This window comes from Streptomyces violascens, assembly GCF_014649955.1.
Taxonomy (GTDB): domain Bacteria; phylum Actinomycetota; class Actinomycetes; order Streptomycetales; family Streptomycetaceae; genus Streptomyces; species Streptomyces violascens.
This window is the reverse complement of record NZ_BMUA01000044.1, coordinates 1-20,285: the sequence shown is the minus strand read 5'-3', so window position 1 is coordinate 20,285 and position 20,285 is coordinate 1. Positions and strand designations below refer to the sequence as shown.

Genomic DNA, 20,285 nt, shown 5'->3' with positions numbered 1-20,285 from the left:
CATGCAGGAATAACCTGGCAGCCGGGCGCAAGTGGGAATTCGCTGGCGATTGTGCAGCACAGCCTTCGACTGGTCAAACATAACCGTTCAGTGATGGTCCACCTGGCGCTGCTGCCGAGGTTGAAAGGTCAGGGCGACGGGTCGGGAGATCGGGGGTGAGGCCGGTTTCGGTGATGAAGCCGGCCAGAGTGTTGGGTTTGGTCTGTGGATCCCGCGAGTGTCCGCGGGCCAGGCGGGCGAGGTCGTCGGGGCTAGCGGGGCGAGGCTTGCGAGACTGCGGCGGTGGTGTGCCCAGTGCCTCCACTGGGTTGAGATCAGGGGCATACGGCGGCAGCTGATGTACGGTCGGCCGGTTCGCATGACGCTCTACGAACTGACGGAAGAGCAGGGGGTAGCGCTCGCTGTACCGCCGCAGAACCCGCGTCCAACACCTCGTCCAGTCCGGCATGTTGACCGGACTCCAGTCGGCGGACCGTTCCGCCTGGCCCCTTGTGGCGCCGATGCCATCGGCCCGCCAGCCCGCCCCAGCTGGTGCCGGGTACGGGCGGGCTTCCCCGGCACCCGCAGGCCGCCGCGCGACCTCCGGCGGCCCGGCCCCCTCCATGAACAACACGCCGCCTGGCGCCGTACCGCCTCGCGCCTCACCCGCTCCCCGGCGGGCAGCCCGCCCCCGTCCGGATACCGCATACCCATCGGCATGGCACCAGGGAGACAAGGCGGCACCCCCACCTTTCAACCCCGGCGTCATCGACACCACGCCCGCCTCTATCCGTGCAATTAGCGCCATTGACACCCCAATACGCCATAGTTAGTGTCGTTGCGCTTGAAGCTAATCCTGGGTTTGCAGGATTTGTCGCGGAGCTGCGGCTGAATTGCCTCCTGATGGCGCAGACGCTATTTCTGTCATTAGGTGTTGCATGCGGCTCCCCAGGGGGTGTGCAACTGAGCGTCGCGCTCAGTTGCACACCACCCTGTCAGGAGTCTGCGCTCGACCGTGGGCCGCGGCTGATGCGCGAGATAAACGGCCTGAGGTGAGGAGGACGGACACGTGGAGTACTTCCCGACCACAGAACCGCACGACGAGGGATACCTCGATGTCGGCGGCGGACACAAGGTGTTCTGGACGGCCAGCGGCAGTCCACAGGGAGTACCTGCTCTGATTCTGCACGGTGGCCCCGGCACTGGCAGTAGCCCCGGGCAAAGAGGGATGTGGGACCCCCAGCGCTATCGAATTATTCAGATGGACCAGCGCAACTGCGGGCGCAGCACGCCGTCCGCGGCTGACCCGACGGTACGCCTGACGGACAACACGACCCAGCACCTGGTGTCCGACATCGAGCAGTTGCGTGAACACCTCGGCGTCGACCGATGGGTGCTGTGGGGCGGGTCGTGGGGCAGCACTCTGGCGCTTGTCTACGCGCAGCAGCACCCCGAACGGGTGCGTGCCATGGTGCTGGTGTTCATGATGCTCGCCCGCCGCGGCGACCTCCGTTGGCTTTACCAGGAGATGGGGCGCTACTTTCCAGCGGAGTGGGAGCGGTTCTGCGCGGGCGCGGGGGAGGGGAACGAAGATGACCTGCTCAGTGCGTATAACAAGCTACTCAACGAAACAACAGACGAGTCGGTGCAGCGGGCCGCGGCGAGCAACTGGTGTGCGTGGGAGGACATCATTTCCAGCCTGGATCCGGGATGGAGGTCTGCTCCGCTCTACAGGGACCCGGACTTCGCGATGCAGTTCTCTCGGATCACCACGCACTACTTCAGCAACGACGTTTTCCTTGAGCCCAACCAGGTGTTGCACGAGGCGCATCGGCTGATGGGTATCCCTGGCATGATCATCCACGGGCGCGACGACCGCGCGAACCCCTATGACATGGCCTGGCTGCTGGCACAGGCATGGCCTACTGCCGAATTCCGCACCCTGCCCGGCGTTGGCCACACGCCGGCGAGCCCGTCCGCGCGAGACGCCATCCTCGAAGCGACGTCCCGCTACGCCGACCTGCCGTGACATCTCGTCGTTGCTACTTCTGGCCAGCGAACTGGGAGCAGTCATGAGGGTTCTGATCGGTAACCAGATCGACAGGACGATCCGGGCGGTCGGCGACATGAGCGCGGCCGCGCAGCGGATGCTGTGGTTCGCGGACGACCACGACCTGCTGGTGTTGCCCACCGCGCCGGACCCGGACTACGTGGCGCACGTAACCGAACTTACCGGCACAGACCCATCCACCTTGCGGGTATGTGTGGCGCCGCCGGGGACGCACGGCGGGCGGCTCATCGATCCGCAGGACTTGACCGACCCGGATTTCTTGCACACGGTAGCGGCCAGGCTGGACCCGGAGGCGGTCAGCGAGGTCTTTGCGCTGTGGCCTTCCGCCTCGGTGGCCCGGTTCGCGGACTCGCTCGGCATCGCCCACACGCTGCCCGGAGCCGCGTTTGTCGCGCAAGGAGGTGGCGAACCGGTCAACTCCAAGGCGTTCTTCCGCGCCCTCGCGGCAGGCGCCGACGTTGCGATAGCTGAGGGTACGGTGTGCCACGGCCGCGCCGAGGCAGAGCAGGCGTTGGCCGAGCGGATCGCTCGGTCTGGAGCCGCCGTGGTGGTGAAACAGGCGCACAACGGTTCCGGCAACGGCAACCACATCGTCTTCGGCGGTGCGACCGCGAACACCGGACACGCCGGCGCCCGGCACGTTTCCCTGCTCGGGCCCGGGCCTGGCGAAGTGCGGGAGTTCTGGGAGCGGCAGTGGACCTGGGCATCGGCGGGCGGTCGCTTTCCCGTGGTCGTCGAGACGTACGTGCCGGGTGCGGTCTCGGTGTACGCCGAGTACCGCGTCACTGACGACAGTGTGGCGCACACCGGGGCCGGGATCCTCGGCTATGCGGACCGCCGGCTCGACGTGCAGGTGGTCCCGCTACGTCCGGCGGACATCGGGGAGGAAGCACACCGGTTCCTGCTAGCCCGAGGCGAACGGCTGGCCGAGGCATACCGGGCCACCGGCTATCGAGGGCACCTCTCGGCTGACGCGATCGTCGATACAGATGGCCGGATCGTCTTTACCGAGGTCAACGCGCATGTCTCCGGGTCGCTGCACCTCTACGACGCGATCGCCGAGCGATTGGTCGGCGTTTCTACCTATCCCGAGCGGACCGTCGCCGAGTACGAAGTGCCTGAGCAGTGGGGCATACGGCATGTCAGCGACTTTGTCGCGGGTGCGCGGGCAGCTGGTTGCCTCTACGACCCGTCAACTCGCTTAGGCACGCTGGTGTCCACAGCTCCGCTGTTGGACGAGGCCGGCGGCGCCGCGTTCATGTTCTGCCTCGTCTATGACACCCACGAGAGGCGCGAGGACCTGCATGCCCGGTTGGCCCGCGCGTTCACCTCTCCCGGTGGGTAAGCCGACGCGGCGGAACGCGGCCGCAGACCGCAGTATCGCTGAACTGCCCGTCTGCTTCGGCAAGTCGTCACTGGTCCTACGCACAACGTGTTCCTGAAATGGTGTGGCTGTGCGGCAGTGCGGCGGCGCAGCCAAGAGATTCCGAGCTGAGGTGTTCGAGAGAGTCATGGACTATCAACCCATCGTCCGCGCGGCAGACGACTTTCAGCGGCCGGTGAGCGCAGCGGAGATCCAAGCGGTCGTCCGCGCGGCGTTCGGCGCGGACGTCGAGGTGTTCTCCGCGATCGAACTGGGCGGCGGCTACTACAACACCACATTCCGGGTTGACCTTGGACAGGGAAAACCAGTCATCCTGCGGATCGCCCCGGAACCTGGGCGGCAGTCGCACGCGGATCCGGAACTGATGCGTAACGAGTACATCAGCGTGCCGTACCTGGCACCGGTGGCCAACTTGCTGCCTCGCAACCTCGCGGTCGACTTCACCCATCAAGTCATCGGCCGCGACTACCTGTTCCAGACGATGCTCGACGGGGTGCCCGCGGCGTCGGTCCTCAACTCCTACCCACAGCCAGAACGCGCGTCATTCTTCCGCGATCTCGGCGGCATCGCGCGGGCTGTCCACGAGGTACGCGGACCGGGGTTCGGTCGCGTCGCCGGCCCCACGCACCAACAGTGGAGCGACGCGCTGTTCACCTGGTTCGACCGGGCTGCTGCCGACTTGACCGACAGTGGGCATGAGGCAGGCGACATAGCGAAGCTGGTCGAGGTGGCCGACCGAAACCGTGCCCTGCTCGACGAAGTCGCCGAGCCACGGCTGTTGCACGGCGATCTGTGGGTCGGCAACGTGATGCTGGCCCAGGGAGCAGCGCACCCCACCATCACCGGAGTATTCGACTGCGACCGCACCTGGTGGGGCGATCCACAGGCCGACTGGCCGATCTACCTGGCCCAGCGCAAGCCGGGCAGCGAGCGGGACGCGTTCTGGGAGAACTACGGTCAGCTTGGGCACAGCGAGCACGCCCAATGGCGGGCTTTGGTGTATGAGGCCAAGCATGCCGTAGGACTACTGCTGGAGTACCACCGCTTCGGCTGGGCCAAGGAAATCGCCGAGACCTACGGTGAGATTCGGGCACTCATTGCACGCCTGGCCGACTGACCCAGGAGGTCCCCCCTGGGGGTCGCGCTCGCGACGGCTCTGGGAGGGGACTGTCTGGCGGACACGGCGACGCTGCGCTTGCCCCTGGGTGACTTACCCGTTCTGCAGCGGACCCGCGATTTGGGACACCGGCGGCTCCGCCAAGCGTTCGGACGATTGTCTGAGGTGCCCTCCGGCCACCTCAGAGGCGAGGCCAACGTCGGCCGGAAACGTTAGCTTTAACCAACTGGGGCCGACCATGCCCCAAATCGCGGGGCCAGGTACGAGTGGGAAGGCCACCGGGGCAGAGCCCGAGGTCTTCGGGCCGGTGGCCTCCGATCTGACCGTCTTCCGCCTCATCGACTTCCTCACCGCAGCTGGGCCGAAGACATTACACAGGCGACCGACCGGCTCCAGGCATGCCGGACACCCTGGCTGACCAGCCCCCACGCCCCCCACCGCCCCCGGACAGCGGAACCCGGCGCCCACTTCGGAGACCCGGATTGTGTAAAACCTCGATTCGAGCGCGCGAACGCTACGGGGAGGTTATTAACCTGCCTCGTGCGAGAGTTGTCAATTCCCGTGTCCTGTTATCCGTGCAATGAGCACACCATTGACACGGAAGGGCGCCGTAGTTAGTGTCGCTGTGCTTCGAGGAAATCCTGGTCTGTGGAATTTTCTGCGAATCTGCGGTCGAATTTCACGGCGTGCATGAAGAACCTGACAGAGGGGAGGTGCCGCCATGATCTACAACCACTGAGCGTGATCTGAATCAACAAGTCGATACGCAACCCCGGCCGGTTCACCGCTGCCGGCCGGGGCTGCTCGCCGGTAGCTGCCCCCATCTGACCTGTGGGTCTGCATGCGGCCCCTGCTAGACAGCTAGGCACGCCGAGGGCGTAACGCAGCCCACCGCATATTCGGTCAGATCAATTTGAATGGCAGGTGCATAATTATGACGCAGCTAATCCAGTTGCCGCTGTCCGAGCGGCTCGAGATGAGTGAGGCGCGCCAGCGCTTCGTCGCGAACTCCTTCTTTCGCGGGATACAGGGCTCCGAGGTAACAGTCCGCCAGGCGGTTTGCTTCCTCGGTCAGTGGTGGCACCCGTTGCACTACTTCCCGACGTTCCTCGCACGCTGTGTCGCTGTGCTGCCGGATATCAAGTCGAAAAGCGCGATCACCCGGATCCTCGATCAGGAGGTCGGGAACGGCAAACCTGGGCGCGCCCACGAGTCGATCTACGTGGAGAGCATGACGCGGGCGGGGTTCGACCGCGAGGCAGTCGTGGGCGCCGCGCCGCTGCCTGCGACCTCGGCTCTGTTGCGGGGGTACGAACGACTGTCCGGCGAGCGACTGACTGCGCTGGGCGGCATCTATGCCACCGAGGTCACGGACCTGCTCATGGTCTCCAGTATCGGGACGGCCGTGGAGAAAGCTTCCGGCGAGCGAGACAACGCCTGGGTGGCCATCCACGTCGAGCAGGAACCCGACCACGTCGAGGAGGCCGGCCACACCCTCATGGAAGGCTTCACCGAGGCCGACGAGGACCAGGTGGTGGCCGCCGCCGACGAGATGTGGAGGCTGTGGTCGGGCTTCTTCGACCAGCTCGTCGGTGAGACCGGGCTAGGGCGCTGAGATGCACGTCGTCATCGTAGGCGGCCCCCGGCCGCAGGTCCTCGACGCCCTGCTCGGCAGCCGGCACGAAGTCACCGCACTGTTCGAGAACACCCCTCAGAACCGAGAACGCATCGCTCCCTACCGGGATCGGCTGAGGCACATGTGTGTCATCGACTCGTACAGGACGGTGGAATCACTGTGGTCGGCTCTCCATCACGTGAAGGCCATCGCCGAAGGGGTGGACATAGTGGTCGCCCTCACCGAGCAGGCAGTCGTTCCTGCGGCGGTGGTGGCGTCACTGCTCGGGGCACGGGCGATCAGTCCTGACACTGCGCTGCGGTGTCGTGACAAGGCGATACAGAAGCGCGCCTGGCAGGAAGCCGGGATCCCCACGGCCCGTCGCATAGTGACCACTGGGTGCGAAGCCAGCCCAGCCGAACTGGTGGAGCGGGTCGGCCTGCGTGCCCCGTTCGTCGTCAAACCGGTGGCGGGTCTTGGAGCGATGAATACCTTCATCGTCGATGATCGCGCAAAGCTCGACACCTTGGTCGCGGGTGTGACGCGGGAACATCCTGAACTGGCCCGTCTGATGATCGAGGAGCGCAACGAGGGCACCGAATGGATCATCGACGGGATGGTGTCCGGCGGCGAGATCGCGTGGATCATGCTCTCGCGGTTTCTGGCGCCGATCATCGAGTGCACCGTGGACAACCCAGTCCGCATAATCTCACTTCCTCCGGCTGGCCATGCTGCCTGGTACGCCGCGGCGGCCGACTTCGCGCGCCGCGCGGCCACCGCACTGGAACTGCGCGACTCCACCTTCCACTTCGAGGTTTTCGGTACCCCTGGAGCCTTCGCCGCCGGCGAACTCGCGGCACGGCCGGGCGGGCAGATGATGCCCTCTCTGATGCGCCACGTGCTAGGTGTCAATGTCTGGGAGTGTGCGGTGAAAGCGGCAACCGGCGAAAAGCCGCCAGCCCACACTCCTTCCACGGGGACCTTCGGATACGTCGGCCTGCCCATCACACCAGGGCAAACCAACCGGGTCGCCGCCACGGACCTGAGCGTGCTGCCCGGAGTGGTCGAGGTGGCGATGGAGTTCGCTGTCGGCGAGACGATGCCAACCAGCCGGGACCACTCGGGGGCCGTAGTCGGCGGGGTCATCGTTGAAGGCGCGGACCAGGCGGAGTGCCGGGCATTGCTCAGCGCGGTGGAGGACGTGGTGACCAAGATGAACCGGCCGTGATGAGGCGACAATGACGGCGGAGGGCCAGCTGTTCCGGCTGTGTGCCGAAGTGGTGGGCGCCTTCGTCCTCTATCGGTGGGCCGTCTCGCCGGCGGTCCGCTGGGGCGCCCGCGCGGCTGGAGCCGGACTGTATCCGGAGCAGGCCATCAACGGCGCTTACCCGACAGCCCCGGCCACGCTGAAGGCGGGTGCCAGGGCGGTCACGGCAGTGTTGCCGCTGGTGATACTGGATGCGCTGGCTCCGCAGCGCCCTGCCGGAGGGCTGGGCCTCGTCCCGGTGTGCGCCCTGGCACTCGTGCTGTGGAAGGCCCTCACCGCGGATTTCGACATCGCCCACGACTTGCACTGGCAACGCTGGGACCGGTTGGCGACTGCGGCGGTCTGCGTTGGGGCGCTTGTGTGGCCCCCGTTGATGCCGGTCGCGGTCGTGATGTTGTGCGGTCGACTGGGTGCCTGGACTCATCACTCAATGGCGAGTCTTCGCCTCGTGAAGGCGTATGTCGCCTGGATGGCAGCGGACAGCGTGGCGCTGTTACTGAGCGGGCACCGGGAGCCCGCCGTGGATTCGGCGGCGTGGCTTGTGCTGGCCTCGACGGTGTTGCTCTCGCACTACGTGGTGGCGTTCGTGGCCAAACTACGTCTGGGGCGGAGGCCGTGGGATTGGGCCATGCGCAACCGGACGGAGACCTTGGTTGCCTCGTCCTACACATGGGGGTGGGCACGTTGGCTCCCCGAGCGGGCCGTCGCCCGTGTGATCCAAGCTATGGCGCCGTTCCGTGTGCTGCTCAATATCGCGACCCTGGTGGTGGAGGCTCTGGGGCTCGCAGCCTTTTTCGGTCCTTGGGCGCTGGTCGCGGCCCTGGCTGGCGCAGCGGCCTTCAACGTGGTGGTGGCTGGCTGCTCAGGGTTGCTGTTCTGGGAGAACATCTCCATGGCCCTCGTGCTGGCCGTGACTGTTGCCCAACTGCCGGATGACGTGGCCTCGGTGGCGTTCGGCTGGGCGCCATGGCTGCTTTCCGGTGTGATGCATGGGCTGGTCCTAGCGGGCTGCGGCTGGTCCCCAGCGTGGCTGGCCTGGTGGGACAGTCCGCTGGCCGCTCGTGTGCACTGGGTAGTCGTAACGGCGGAGGGCAGCCGGAGGGGCCTGTACAACCACCTGATGAGCCCCCACGATCGTGAGTACGGACGAGATCTCGGCAGCGGACTCACGAGCGAACCGTTCGTCACGTTCCCCCTTGGGGGCGTCGAAGACGAACGGTTGTATGAGTGTCTCCTTCGGGCGTCTGCGCCGGTGGATATCGCCCTGATCAAGGAGGACTTCGGATTCTCCTGTGCCCGGGATGGCTTCCGAGAGGCCCATGCCGACTATCTGCGGTCCTTTTTCGCGCGGCTCAATGCCGGCGTGGACAAGAGCCCGTTGCCCCGTGGCCTTCGGGTACTGAAAGCCCCGGGAAGCCATCTGTACCGCTGGGGCGCACTGCCCGCCTATCGCCGTCCCGATGGCCCGGTTGCAGCTGTGGAGGCATGGCATTCCGAGGTCTATTACCACGCCGACCGCGGTGAGTGGGAGAGCCTGCGCGAGGAACTCGTGATGACCGTCAAGGTCGGTCCTCTCGATGCAAGACATGGAGGACCATGATGCGACTGAGCGGGGTGCGGCCAAAATGAGGGCCAGTGGAGGAGTTTGCGATTATTTGCGTACTAAAATCAAATAGCTAGACCAGTCCCTGAAGTGAGCGTGGCTCTTCGATGTGCCCTCGATCATAAGGATCAGCAGCAATGAGCACCCAGATAGCGATGGGCGAGAAACAGCACCTTGCGGCCATCATCGATGGCCACATCACTACCCAGTTGATCGCTTCAGCTGTACGGTTCAGGGTGCCCGACCTACTGAAAGATGGCCCGGTCTCCATCCAGCGGCTGAGTCAGGAAACCGGCATCGCGCCGCGGGAACTTGCACGCTTCCTGCGCGCTCTTCAGGGGCTGGGTGTGGTAGAGCGGGCCGCACCGGACGGGTTTCGCGCCGGCCCCCTGGCCAGGCATCTGCAGTGCGACGCCGGCGGCTTATACGGACAGGCGCTGATGGCAGGCGGCGACTATTATGATGCCTGGTCTCACTTGGACTACTCGCTCCGCACCGGGGAATCGGCGTTCGAACACCATCACGGGAGCAGTCTGTGGGGGCGTTTCGCCGAAAATGCTGAAGCCGCCGCCGCGTTCACCCGCACCATGCGGACGAACACCGAGCGGGCCTTGGACGAGATTCTGGGTCTATACGCCTTCCCGGCACGTGGCCTCGTTGCCGATCTCGGCGCGGGTGACGGGACGCTAGTGGCGGGACTCGTCTCCCGTTTTCCGGAGTTGCGGGCCATCATCTTTGAGCAGCCCTCGGTCATCGAGCACACCCGCAGGTCGTTGGAGCAGCAGAAGGTCGGCGACCGCTGCGAGTACATCCCTGGGAGCCTGCTGGACGAAGTGCCGAGGGGGGCCGATCTCTATATCCTCAAGTCCGTCATTCATAATTGGAACGAAGAGTCGGCGCTGCGGATCCTGGAGAACTGCCGCACTGCAATGGACGGTCGAGGCACCCTCCTACTCATTGAACGCGCGATGAACGAGGGCAATCCAAAGGAAGCGGCCATCCGCGACATGGTCATGCTTGTGCTTTTCGGCAGCACGGACCGAACCGTCAGAGAGTATGAAGAGCTTCTGGAACGGGCAGGATTCACGGTTGCTCAAACTGCCATCAGTTCATCGGGGCTTTCCCTCCTGGAGGCCCGTCCCGTAACCTGAGCAGCACACTTCCAGAACTGAGGCGAACCGCTGACATCGTCTTCGCCAAGGCCCGTATCGCGGTCTTCATGGATGTGCGCTCCAGTATTACTTCCCGTGCTTTCGCGCGAGTAGCTGGAGCGCGCAGGCGGTGTGCGTGTACGGATGGCGGTCGGTCAGGGCGAGTTCGAGGCGTTCGAGGTCGCGATAGAAGGCGGGGTCGTACTTGCGGGCGTCGTCGGTGATGTAGTCGCAGATGCTTCGGACGCCGTGGTGCCGCACATCGCGGCAGCCCAGATCCTCCAGGTGCGCAATGATCTCCTCGGCCGTGCGCAGGGTCAGTGCCGAGTTGAACATCTGGGTCCGGGACTGGTCGGTGTCGAGCGCGGTCAGCGCGGCGGCGAGGTCCATCTCGCGGACGGCAACGGTCAGCGGGGCTGCATGCCGGTTGAGGGCCATCACCGAGAGCAGCCCGCCCGGCCGCAACGGAGCCAGCGCCAGGGCGAGGGTTGCGCGGACGTCGTCGACGTACTGTAGGAAGTTGTGGCACTGAGCCTCCGCCAACTTGAAGTCGCAGGTCAAAGGGCTGACGTGACGCCCGTTCGGGGTGCTCACGTATTCGGCTCTGGTGTGAGTTGGGGTGTGGGGGTGGGGGTGGGCTGGGGTGTTGCGGATTGAGTGAGAATTTTCCGGGGTGTTTTCGGGCGGGGTGGTAGGGGGTGTGGCCTGGTGTTATGTCAACTTCGGTGAGTAGCTGAGTCTGTCGGGAATCTTGGAAGCTACGCCGCATGCAGGGCGAGGGCGCGAGGAGTTCGATGCTGCTGTTGGGTAGCTAGCGCGGCCATGCGGCTGTGGTGGCCGGTTCGACGAAATTCGCTTCTCGTGGCCGGGGCGGCGGGACCGTGGAGGGATCCGCCGCACCGGAGGTATCCGAGATGTCTGTCCGTTCCCGATCTGGCTCGTCGATCCCGGAGTTGACGGTGCGGGTTGCCCGCGCCAGCAATCCCCAGGGCACCACCGCTATGTGTATCCGCGACCAGTTGGACGGGTTGTGGAGCGACGAGGACTTCGCTGAGTGGTAGCCAAGGGACGGTCGGCCCGGCCTGTCACCAGCCCAACTTGCCACCGTCTGCGTCCTGCAGTTCCTGATGGAACTGTCCGACCGGCAGGTCGCCGAGGCGGTGCGCTGTCGCATCGACTTCAAGTACGCCCTGTCCATGGAGCTGGACGATCCCGGGTTCCACCACAGCGTCCTGGCCGACTTCCGTGAGCGCCTGGCCGTGGTGTTAGCCGACTCTCTGTGTGAGCACGTGGGAGGTGGCTGGCGACACTCCTGATGTGCATGAGTGTCGATCTTGATGGGGAGTGTGGTCTCTGTTCGTGTGCGACGACATCGTGTGCACGAGCGGAGAGGTAGCGAGTGCTCATCGTCGACTCCGATCTCGTAGTGGTGGAACAGCAGCTGCGACAGGGCCGGTTGGCGTGCCCGTCGTGCTCGGCGGTGCTGGCGCCGTGGGGGCACGGACGGCCGCGGGAGATCCGTGGTGATCTGGGGGCGAGGCTGTTTCTGCGTCCGCGCCGTACGCGCTGCTCGGGCTGCCAGATCACGCACGTACTGCTGGCCGAGGTGGTGGTGCCGAGGCGGGCGGACGCGGCCGAGGTGATCGGGGCCGGGCTGGAAATAGCCGCGCTCGGCATGGGCCACCGGACGATCGCCGCTCATCTGGGCCGGGCGGAGGGCACGGTCCGCGGCTGGCTGCGCCGGTTTAGGCAGCGGGCCGAGGACGTCCGGCGGTACTTCACCGTGCTCCTGGTCACGGTCGCGGACGATCCGGTGGTGCCGGAGGCGGCGGCCTCGGTGGTGGCGGACGCCGTGTCGGCGGTCGCGGCCGCCCATCGGGCGGCCGCGACGAAGTGGCCGCAGATGCACACGGTGTCGCGGTGGGAGTTCGCCGGCCGGGTCCTCGGCGGCAGACTCCTGACCTCGCCTTCTACCACTATTTGATCAACACGGGCCGCCCCTGGGCGGCCCCGGGCGGTGAGGTGAGTCTTGATCGTGTCCGCCGGGATGGCGGCGGACGACGACCAAGACGCGAGGTGGATTGCTCATGTCACCGAGTGAGGACGCGGACCGCCGCCGGGCGGAGCGGGCCCGGCAGGTGGGCCTGTTCCGCTATGGCCTGATCCAGGAACTGATCGACACGACCCTGACGACCCGCCAACGCGGGAAAATGGCACGGGAGTTGGCCTCCCAGGAACACACCGACCCGTTCGGCCGGCAGGTGCGGGTCAGCCGCGGCACCCTGGACCGCTGGACGCGGCACTACCGTGCCGGCGGGTTCGCCGCACTGGTGCCGACGCCACCGCGGGTCACCCCTCGCACACCCATCGAGGTGCTGGACCTGGCGGCCGCGCTGAAGAAGGAGAACCCGCAGCGGACGGCCGCGCAGATCCAGCGGATCCTGCGCACGACGCAGGGCTGGTCGCCGACCGACCGGACCCTGCAGCGGCACTTCGTGAACACCGGGCTGACCGGGACCGGCGAAGGCGGCCATCCGGCCTCGTTCGGCCGGTTCGAGGCGACGCGGGGCAACGAACTGTGGACCGGGGACGCTCTGCACGGGCCGAAGATCGGCGGCCGCAAGACATACTTGTTCGCGTTCATCGACGACCATTCCCGGGCGATCGTGGGGCACCGGTTCGGGTTCGCCGAGGACACCGTCCGCCTGGCCGCCGCCCTCCGCCCGGCACTGGCCGCCCGCGGCGTCCCGGAGACGATCTACGTCGACAACGGGAGCTGTTTCGTGGACTCGTGGCTGCTGCGGGCCTGCGCCAGCCTCGCGATCAAACTCACCCATTCCAAGCCCGGGCGCCCGCAGGGCCGGGGCAAAATCGAACGGTTCTTCAGGACGGTGAGGGATCAGTTCCTCGTCGAACTCGACGACGAACGGGTCGGCGAGATTGAGCATCTCACCGAGCTGAACAGGCTTTTCGCGGCGTGGGTGGAGACTGTTTATCACCGCGCGGTGCACACCGAGACCGGACAGGCCCCCATCGAACGATGGCCCAGTTCGATTCCGAAACCGCTGCCGCTGCCCTCCCAGGCCGACCTGCACGAAGCGTTCTTGTGGTCGGAGATCCGCACCGTGAGGAAGACGCGGACGGTCAGTCTGCACGGCAACACCTACGAGGTCGACCCGATGCTGGTCGGCACCAAGGTCGAGCTGGTCTTCGACCCGTTCGACCTGAGCGACATCGAAGTACGCGCCGCGGGCAAGACGGTGGGCAAGGCCCTGCCGCACCAGGTCAGCCGCCATGCCCACCCCAAGGCGACCCCGGAGAATCCGGCCGAACCGGTCCCGTCGACCGGGATCGACTACCTCAAGATCCTCGAAGCCGAGCACAGCGTCCGCACCGCCAAGGGCATCAACTACTCGTCGCTGATGGACACCGACCAGGGCGGCCGGCGGTGAAGCCGACCCGGGCCGAAGAACTGTACTTCGACCCCGAGATGGACCTGTTCATGCTCACCGAGCACGAACTCGCCCGGAGGGCCCTCGCCTTGGCAGGCGCCTGCTGCCGACGGGCCACGGAGACGCTCGACATCCCGGACGGCTCCGCCGTCCGCACCGCGCTCCGCGCGGTCGCTCTCGCCGTTCGCCTTGGCCACCGCGCCGACATCGCAGAAGCCCACGAACAGGCCGCCCGGCAGGCCGAGTTCTGTTTCTGTCCCTGGAGGATTCCATGATCGACCGCGTTCAGGGGTACTACGGGTTCACCCGGATCCCGTTCGGGCGGGACCTGGCCCCCTCGATGCTGCACCAGCACCACTCCCACAAAGAAGCCGCGGCCCGCATCGCGTGGTGCATCAACCACCGGGCGATCGGCGTGTTCACCGGCGAGGTCGGCGCGGGCAAGACCGTCGCGGTCAAGGGCGCTGTGTCCTCCCTCGACCCGGCCCGCTTCACCGTGATCTACCAGCCCAACCCGGAGGCCGGCATGCGCGGCCTCTACGACCTCATCGTCACCAGCCTGGGCGGCACCCCGAAGTACCACTTCGCGGCCCTGGCCGCCCAGGCGTCCGCCGCGCTGGCCGCCGAGGTCGACGAACGCGGCCGCACCCCCGCACTCGTGCTCGACGAGTCCCACCTCCTCGACCACCAGCGGCTGGACGCGATCCGCATGCTGACCAACTACGACATGGACTCCACCACGCCGTTCGCGGTGCTGCTGGTCGGCCAGCCCACCCTGCGCAAGAAGATGAAGCACGGCGTCCTGGCGGCCCTGGAACAGAGGATCGCGGTCAGCTACCAGCTGCCCACCATGACCAAGGACGAGACCGCCAGCTACGTCAAACACCACCTGACCATCGCCGGCCGCTCGGACGTGCTGTTCTCCGACGACGCGATCGACCTGATCCACTCCACCAGCCGCGGCCTGCCCCGCTCCGTCAACAACATCGCCTGGCAGTCCCTGATCGCCGCGTTCACCGAGCAGAAGAGCATCGTCGACGAGTCCTCCGCCCGCGCCGCCGTCACCGAGACCGTCGCGACAGAGTGAACACCAACCCGACACCATGACCACGAGAACCCCGGCAGCCTGCGGCCGCCGGGGTCGTTTTCACCCCACCCCGTCCACAACCACCACGTCGCCCTCATGCACACCACGAGCGTCGCCTAACACTCCTGCGCCGGGACCCGCGCGGGAGCAGCTCACCAGTCCGGCCAACGCCCCCTACACCTACGCCGAGGTCCGCGGGACGGCAACGATGACCACCGAGGGCGGCCAGGAACTGATCGACGAGCTCTCCCGCAAGTACACCGGCAAGGACTACGCCGACTTCAACCCCGCATCCGCCGACGACGCCGAACGCGTCGTTGTCCGCATCACCCCGCGCAAGATCGTCGGATCCCTCTGAGATACAAGGTCACCGTCCCGGCCGCCGGGACGGTGACCCCAAACCCCTGCCCCCCCCACGGACGGCGAGTACGGGCACGGGCGTGCACGGGGGTCGAGGCGGCTGTACGGCCCCGCAGGACGGCCCCGGACGCCAGGGCGAAGTCCGGGCCAGCTCGGGGCGGGGAGGCATTCACGCGGAGCCTGGCGGCGCTCGCCCAGTACGCCGAGCGTGAGCAGCGGACCCTCGTTCCCCGCCAGCACACCGAACACATCACCTTGGACGGCCAGCACCACGACGAACGCCTCGGAGTATGGGTCTCCAACCAGAAGAACCGCCGCGACAATCTCAACGCCGCCCGGCTCGCCGAACTCGGACTCGACTGGGTCCAGGCAGACCGGGCGCGGGTGACCTGGGCTGCGGACGTTCGTTGAACCTGCTGGTCAAGTAGCACGCAAAGGAGGGGCTCCGGGGCTCATCAGACCCCGGGGCCCCTGCGCATCACCTCTTGCCCGTGGCCGAGAGGTGTCGCGGGGCCGGCAGGGCCCCGACACTCGGCCGGCGGCCTCGTACCCGGGCAGGACGCCGAGGCCGCCGACCCAGCAGGGCGCAGCAGACAACAGTGCCCCACTGGCCTCCCCGCAAGGTCACAGGGAGCGACTTGCCAGGAGTATCCACCGCACATCCAGCCGGCCGCGCACGACACACCCAGCACCCACACCGCCCCCCGCCGCAGCCGCCACCACGGCTGCGGCCCACGCGCCCGCCTCTCCGGCACCACAACCCCGCTCACACACCGGAAGTCGTGCTGACGGTCTCCCATTACTCCTCGACGGCCCCGGTAATCCCCCGTGACGGCGTACCGGCGGCAGGCGAGAACGTGAGCGGTGTCCTCTCGAGGTACCCCGCCGCGCGCGGCCGCCGCCCTCCCCGACGGCGGCCGCACCCCCAACGCCCCACTCCGGCCCCGCACCCCGACACCGGGCGTACGCCGCCCCGCCCACGAGTGGCCCAACACCACGTAACCGCAGGTACCACCGGGCACCGTTGTCCTACTGGGCCGGGCCACGTGCGCCCCGGTCCCCGTCCCGGCCGCCGTCACGCATCCCTCTTCCCGGGTGGGCTGCCTTCACCCCGGCGGCCGGGACACCCCCACCACGCGCGGACAGCCGGTGAGGCTTTCCGGTGGCGCGCAGCGGTCCGGCCCGGCGTGTACCGGCCAATCCCGCAGCTCAACCGGCGCCGGAACGGTCGTCACCGTTTACCAGGGCGGGGCGGGGGCTCCCCCCGAGCCTCTAGGTGCCGGACCGAGGGAAGTGCGCCCGGGGGCGGAGGGGAGCCGACTCCCCCGGGCGCACGCAGCCGTCTCCCGGCAAGCCGGGTGGCCTCCGCCGTCCCCAGACGACACCGACTCCGTCCCGGGACAATCCCCGGCAACTTTCCCGCAGCCCCGAGGGAGCCAGCGCCGCAGAAAGAGCCACCGTCCAAGGACTCCGTGCTGCCCCCCGGTCTACTCCCCAAACCCCGCCCACGACACCAACCGGACGTCACAACTCCCCCCCGCAGACGCATTTTCAACTACGCCAGCGGCTCTGCGCACGAGAGCGGCGGTGCCAGTCTGTTCGGGTGTCCGCCCCGGAGGAACCCGGGATAGGCAGGCGTTCACGCGGGGCCCGGCAGCGCTTGCCCAGTACGCCGAGCGTGAGCAGCGAACCGTCATTCCCGGTCGGCACACCGAACGGATCACCCTGGACGGCCAGGAGCACGACGTACAGCTCGCGCAGCTCACCGAACTCGGAACGGACTGGGCACAGGACGGTTAGGGTGACCTTGGTCTGGGGCGGGTGGCTGGCAACCCCGCCAGTGACGGAACGCTTCGCTCCAGACCACCAAGAAATATGCGGCCCAGGGTGCGAGTTGAGCCGCTGACCTGGAGTCTCGGGTCAACGGCCCAACCACCTGCCCACTGTGAGTGCGCTGTCCAACGACCCGGGACGGCACAGAGTTGCGCGGATCGCGTGGCGTTCGGCCTCTTCGCGGACCAGGGCCTGCTCGTGGACCTCTCGGACGCCGTGGCCCTCTTCATCACGTCAGTGATCGGTGCCGCCGGGCAGAGCACGCCATGGGGCGGGTTCACAGCGAAGATGTGACGGCCCGGTGTCGGCACCGACCACTACGGCCTCGGCGGCCCGAGCAACAGTCAGGCAGGGCTGGCAGCGTACTGGTCGGCCCTGCGCCGTGCCTGCTCGCTCTCTTCCTGGACCCGGCGGGCCGTGTCCAGGAAGCGCTGTCGCTGGTCCGGGTCCGTGGCCTGCCCAGCCGCCGCCCTCCACTCCCCCGCCCTGGCCCGCAAGTCGCGGGCACGGGCGCGGTATTCCTCTTCCACGTTCACACGCACTCCTGGACCGGTGACAGGGGGATCAACTGCCGTGCTTGCCCTTGACCCGCTCCGTCACCGCTTCCTTCGTACGGCGGGCGGCCTCCTTCGCCCGGGCCTCACCCTGCTCGGCCTTCCCCTTCGCCCGCAGATCGTCCTTCCCCATCGCCCTGCCCGCGCCCTCCTTGGCCTTCCCGACCGCTTCCTGCGCCTTGTTCTGCATCTTCTTGCCCGTCGTACCCATGCTCGTACTCCCGTATCGGTGAACCGGCGCACCGGACGCGCGCCTCCACCGACAGCCTCCGTCCTCCAGGACAAGCCAGCACCCCGAGTACGGCCAAGCGCACGCAACCATCCAGAACCACCGGCCACCGACCCCCTACAAGGAGCACGCACTCGGCATGTGCGACTGAGCCCGATGCCGGCGTGGACCCCACCACCGCAACCGCCTGCCGACAACTCCCCCGGCCCTCAACCGCACCCGGCAGGGAGGAGCTGATGACGGCCCGCGGTCGCGCCCACCGGAGGCCCGCCAGTGCCGTCCCCCAAGCCGCCCCGCCACACGATCCTGCTGCCGACAACCTCAATCCCTGCCGGCGGAAAACACAGAACCAGTACTACGCAGAGCGACCCCCGATGGCTCCCCACTCGGGCATTCTGCTCATGATCCGCACCGTCAGACAGTGCTCATCTCCTGCGGAAAACGCCATCGCCGCAGGAATCAGTGCTCACGAATCTGCGGTCCCTAGATCCAGTCAGCGCCCGGGCACGACGCCAGCTGGGCTCCCTAGTGCCGTGTCAGGCAACGTTTGCCTCGTCTGCCAGACTGCCGGGATGATCGTCAGAGTCGCGCGAGAGCAGGACTTCCCTGGACTTCTCGGCTTGGCAGCCCAGGTCGAGCACTGGTTCGGCCCGATGGTTGAGGATCCCGGCTTCCATAGCGCCGTGGAAAAGCACATTCGCCGGTCCACGGCGCTCGTCGCCGTGTCCTCGGGATCAGATGTCCTCGGCGGCCTGCTCTTCGGCGCCAAGCCCCCCATTTACCATGCCCACTGGCTCGTCGTCTCGGAAAGGGAACGCGGGAAGGGCATCGGCCGGGCGCTGATGGCTGAGGCAAAGCGCAGGTTCGTGCTGGGCCCGGGCAGCATTGAGGTGGTCACCTTCGGAGCCGACCACCCCGGCGCCGTTGCCAGTGGTGCACGCGTCTTCTATGAGCGTCTCGGTTTCACCCCGGCCGAGGCCGCCGATCCGGGCCCGGAAGGCGGCTCGCGGCAGATCTATCGTCTCGACGTTGGACCTTGACCCCGGAGTTTGGACACGGGGTTATGCGGCTTGCTGAAGTGTAGTTGACGGTTCGTTGAAGAGGTTTTCGTAGGCGAGTGGGGAGCGTTGTCCGAGTCGGGAGTGCCGGCGGACGGTGTTGTAGCGGTTCGCCCAGCGGAATGCCGCGAGCCTCGCGTGACGGGTGGTGGGCCATGCTTTCGCGCCCTTGAGCGTCTCTCGTTTCATGGCCGCGTTCCAGCTTTCCGCGGTGGCATTGTCCGCGCTGCTGCCGACGGCGCTCATGCTCCTGGTCACGCCCGCGGCGGTGCAGGCATCAGCGAACGCGGCACTCGTATATTGGGCGCCGTGATCGCTATGAAAAATGGCGCCGTTGAGGCTGCCGCGCGTGCGCTCGGCGGCGGCGAGGGCGTCGATGACGAGTTCGGCCCTCATGTGGTCGGCGATCGCCCAGCCCGCCAGGCGGCGTGAGTAGAGGTCGAGCACGGTCGCCAGATAGAGAGGCTTCGCTCCGGCCACGGGCAAGTAGGTTATGTCGCCGACGTACTTGGTGTTCGGGAGGTCGGCGGTGAAGTCGCGGCCGATGAGGTCGGCGGCCTTCACGGCGGCCGGATCCGGGATGGTGGTGCGGTGTTTCCTGCGCAGCCGCAGGCCGGCCAGCCCGATGCCCCGCATGATCCGGGCGACCTTCTTGTGGTTCACGTGCTCGCCCTGGTCGTGGAGTTCGGCGGTGATGCGCGGGACGCCGTAGGTGCCGTCCGAGCCGGCGTGGACGGCACGTATCCGCCCCGCGAGCTTGGCGTCGTCGGCGTGACGGGCGGCCCGGTCCGGTGCGGTCTTGCGCCAGTAGTAGAAGCTGGAACGGGCGATGCCGAGGATGGTGCACAGCCGCTTGACGCCGTAGCGGCGCTGGTGGTCGTCAACGAACTGGCAGCGGTTCACCAGCGCGTCTCCCCGGCGAAATACCGGGCCGCCTTGCGCAGGATGTCGCGTTCTTCTTCCAGCTCGCGGACCCGCTTGCGCAGCGCGGCCACCTCCGCGTCCGCCGGGCTCTGCCCCCGGGCCGGCACGGTGGCTGACGGCACGGAGTGGGCACCGGGGCGGCGTCCGTCAGCGGCGCGGATCCAGTTGCGCAGTGTCTCGGTGTTGACCCCGAGGTCCTCGGCGACCGACTTGATCGTCGCTCCGGGCCGCGACCGGTACAACGCGACCGCGTCCGCCTTGAACTCGGAGGGGTAGTGCTTCCCTACGCTCTCCTGCGGGACAGGGCGAGCCCTTCGTATGGTTGGCCCTCCCAGGGGTGACGGGTGTGGCTTGTAGTGCTTTGCCACTGATGGCTCGCGATGATTGGCCGCCCGTCGCCCCACGACGACTCGGCTGCCAATTAGGAATTGCGAACAGATCGCTCTGTAGGGAATCGACAGCGACGTCGTCTGTCGTTGATGCGTACAGCTCGATGCACGGAGGAACCAAATGGCCGCGATCTGGGCCGGTATCGACGCAGGGAAGACCCACCACCACTGGTGCGACCTGCAAAGCCTCTCCGCATGAGCGGATGACAGAC

At 67.1% G+C, this 20,285-nt stretch carries 18 protein-coding genes and 3 pseudogenes; 16 read left to right on the top strand and 5 right to left on the bottom strand.

The genetic code is table 11. The features are described from left to right. Positions 1 to 257 precede the first annotated feature (257 nt). Positions 258 to 346, bottom strand: a pseudogene (locus tag IE206_RS43875) (transposase); the annotation flags it as partial. Positions 347 to 1,048: 702 nt separating this feature from the next. Between IE206_RS43875 and pip the strand changes: the two are divergent. The 7 genes from pip (at position 1,049) to IE206_RS39645 (ending at position 10,187) form a co-directional block, all read left to right on the top strand. Continuing rightward, entirely contained in the window at positions 1,049 to 2,008 is a 960-nt protein-coding gene (gene pip, locus IE206_RS39675; RefSeq protein ID WP_189971181.1) for a prolyl aminopeptidase, read from the top strand. A gap of 43 nt (positions 2,009 to 2,051) precedes the next feature. After that, a complete protein-coding gene (locus tag IE206_RS39670) occupies positions 2,052 to 3,395 on the top strand; it encodes a preATP grasp domain-containing protein (RefSeq protein ID WP_189971179.1) in 1,344 nt (447 codons plus the stop codon). A 166-nt stretch (positions 3,396 to 3,561) separates the two neighbouring features. Beyond that, complete coding sequence (locus tag IE206_RS39665) at positions 3,562 to 4,551, top strand: phosphotransferase family protein (RefSeq protein ID WP_189971177.1); 990 nt, start codon at positions 3,562 to 3,564, stop codon at positions 4,549 to 4,551. A 934-nt stretch (positions 4,552 to 5,485) separates the two neighbouring features. Further along, the gene (locus IE206_RS39660; protein WP_226599053.1) at positions 5,486 to 6,166 is read left to right on the top strand and encodes an iron-containing redox enzyme family protein; all 681 of its coding nucleotides are present in this window, start codon (positions 5,486 to 5,488) and stop codon (positions 6,164 to 6,166) included. A gap of 1 nt (position 6,167) precedes the next feature. Further along, complete coding sequence (locus IE206_RS39655; protein ID WP_189971175.1) at positions 6,168 to 7,394, top strand: ATP-grasp domain-containing protein; 1,227 nt, start codon at positions 6,168 to 6,170, stop codon at positions 7,392 to 7,394. Positions 7,395 to 7,404: 10 nt separating this feature from the next. Then, positions 7,405 to 9,033, top strand: coding sequence for a hypothetical protein (locus IE206_RS39650; RefSeq protein WP_189971173.1), 1,629 nt, complete (start codon positions 7,405 to 7,407; stop codon positions 9,031 to 9,033). A 140-nt stretch (positions 9,034 to 9,173) separates the two neighbouring features. Next, positions 9,174 to 10,187, top strand: a complete 1,014-nt coding sequence (locus tag IE206_RS39645) for a methyltransferase (protein ID WP_189971171.1) — start codon at positions 9,174 to 9,176, stop codon at positions 10,185 to 10,187. Between the two features lie 87 nt (positions 10,188 to 10,274). On the opposite strand, the gene IE206_RS39640 is transcribed toward IE206_RS39645, so the two are convergent. Next, positions 10,275 to 10,781 carry a hypothetical protein gene (locus IE206_RS39640; protein ID WP_189971169.1) on the bottom strand — a complete coding sequence of 169 codons (507 nt, stop codon included), beginning with the start codon at positions 10,779 to 10,781 and terminating at the stop codon, positions 10,275 to 10,277. Between the two features lie 482 nt (positions 10,782 to 11,263). Between IE206_RS39640 and IE206_RS42980 the strand changes: the two are divergent. The 8 genes and pseudogenes from IE206_RS42980 to IE206_RS43350 form a co-directional block, all read left to right on the top strand. Then, positions 11,264 to 11,503 (top strand): annotated as a pseudogene (locus tag IE206_RS42980) (transposase); the annotation flags it as partial. Between the two features lie 83 nt (positions 11,504 to 11,586). Beyond that, complete coding sequence (locus IE206_RS39630) at positions 11,587 to 12,171, top strand: DUF6431 domain-containing protein (RefSeq protein ID WP_189971167.1); 585 nt, start codon at positions 11,587 to 11,589, stop codon at positions 12,169 to 12,171. 103 nt (positions 12,172 to 12,274) lie between these two features. Further along, positions 12,275 to 13,639, top strand: coding sequence for a DDE-type integrase/transposase/recombinase (locus tag IE206_RS39625; RefSeq protein WP_189971165.1), 1,365 nt, complete (start codon positions 12,275 to 12,277; stop codon positions 13,637 to 13,639). Further along, complete coding sequence (locus IE206_RS39620; RefSeq protein WP_189971163.1) at positions 13,636 to 13,914, top strand: hypothetical protein; 279 nt, start codon at positions 13,636 to 13,638, stop codon at positions 13,912 to 13,914. The genes IE206_RS39625 and IE206_RS39620 overlap by 4 nt, the downstream gene beginning before the upstream one ends. Next, positions 13,911 to 14,726 (top strand): ExeA family protein, encoded by an 816-nt coding sequence (locus tag IE206_RS39615; RefSeq protein WP_189971161.1) that lies wholly within the window; start codon positions 13,911 to 13,913, stop codon positions 14,724 to 14,726. The genes IE206_RS39620 and IE206_RS39615 overlap by 4 nt, the downstream gene beginning before the upstream one ends. A gap of 125 nt (positions 14,727 to 14,851) precedes the next feature. After that, a pseudogene (locus IE206_RS39610) lies at positions 14,852 to 15,084 on the top strand (pyridoxamine 5'-phosphate oxidase family protein); the annotation flags it as partial. A gap of 32 nt (positions 15,085 to 15,116) precedes the next feature. Then, positions 15,117 to 15,497, top strand: coding sequence for a helicase associated domain-containing protein (locus IE206_RS39605; protein ID WP_189971159.1), 381 nt, complete (start codon positions 15,117 to 15,119; stop codon positions 15,495 to 15,497). A 1,584-nt stretch (positions 15,498 to 17,081) separates the two neighbouring features. Next, the gene (locus tag IE206_RS43350) at positions 17,082 to 17,213 is read left to right on the top strand and encodes a hypothetical protein (protein ID WP_264198455.1); all 132 of its coding nucleotides are present in this window, start codon (positions 17,082 to 17,084) and stop codon (positions 17,211 to 17,213) included. A gap of 50 nt (positions 17,214 to 17,263) precedes the next feature. Here the strand turns inward: IE206_RS43350 and IE206_RS39600 are convergent, their stop codons facing one another. Together IE206_RS39600 and IE206_RS39595 are read right to left on the bottom strand one after the other, a co-directional pair. Next, on the bottom strand, positions 17,264 to 17,455 hold the full coding sequence (locus tag IE206_RS39600) for a DUF6381 family protein (RefSeq protein ID WP_189971157.1): 192 nt from the start codon (positions 17,453 to 17,455) through the stop codon (positions 17,264 to 17,266). Between the two features lie 28 nt (positions 17,456 to 17,483). Then, complete coding sequence (locus IE206_RS39595; RefSeq protein ID WP_189971155.1) at positions 17,484 to 17,684, bottom strand: CsbD family protein; 201 nt, start codon at positions 17,682 to 17,684, stop codon at positions 17,484 to 17,486. Between the two features lie 590 nt (positions 17,685 to 18,274). Between IE206_RS39595 and IE206_RS39590 the strand changes: the two genes are divergently transcribed. Next, on the top strand, positions 18,275 to 18,742 hold the full coding sequence (locus IE206_RS39590) for a GNAT family N-acetyltransferase (RefSeq protein WP_189971153.1): 468 nt from the start codon (positions 18,275 to 18,277) through the stop codon (positions 18,740 to 18,742). Positions 18,743 to 18,763: 21 nt separating this feature from the next. Here IE206_RS39590 and IE206_RS39585 read toward each other — a convergent pair. Beyond that, positions 18,764 to 20,004 (bottom strand): IS3 family transposase gene (locus tag IE206_RS39585; RefSeq protein WP_189971224.1). Its coding sequence is split into 2 segments (ribosomal slippage): positions 18,764 to 19,674 and positions 19,674 to 20,004, totalling 1,242 coding nucleotides; the frame shifts between segments, so codons are not numbered across the junction. Positions 20,005 to 20,285 lie beyond the last annotated feature (281 nt).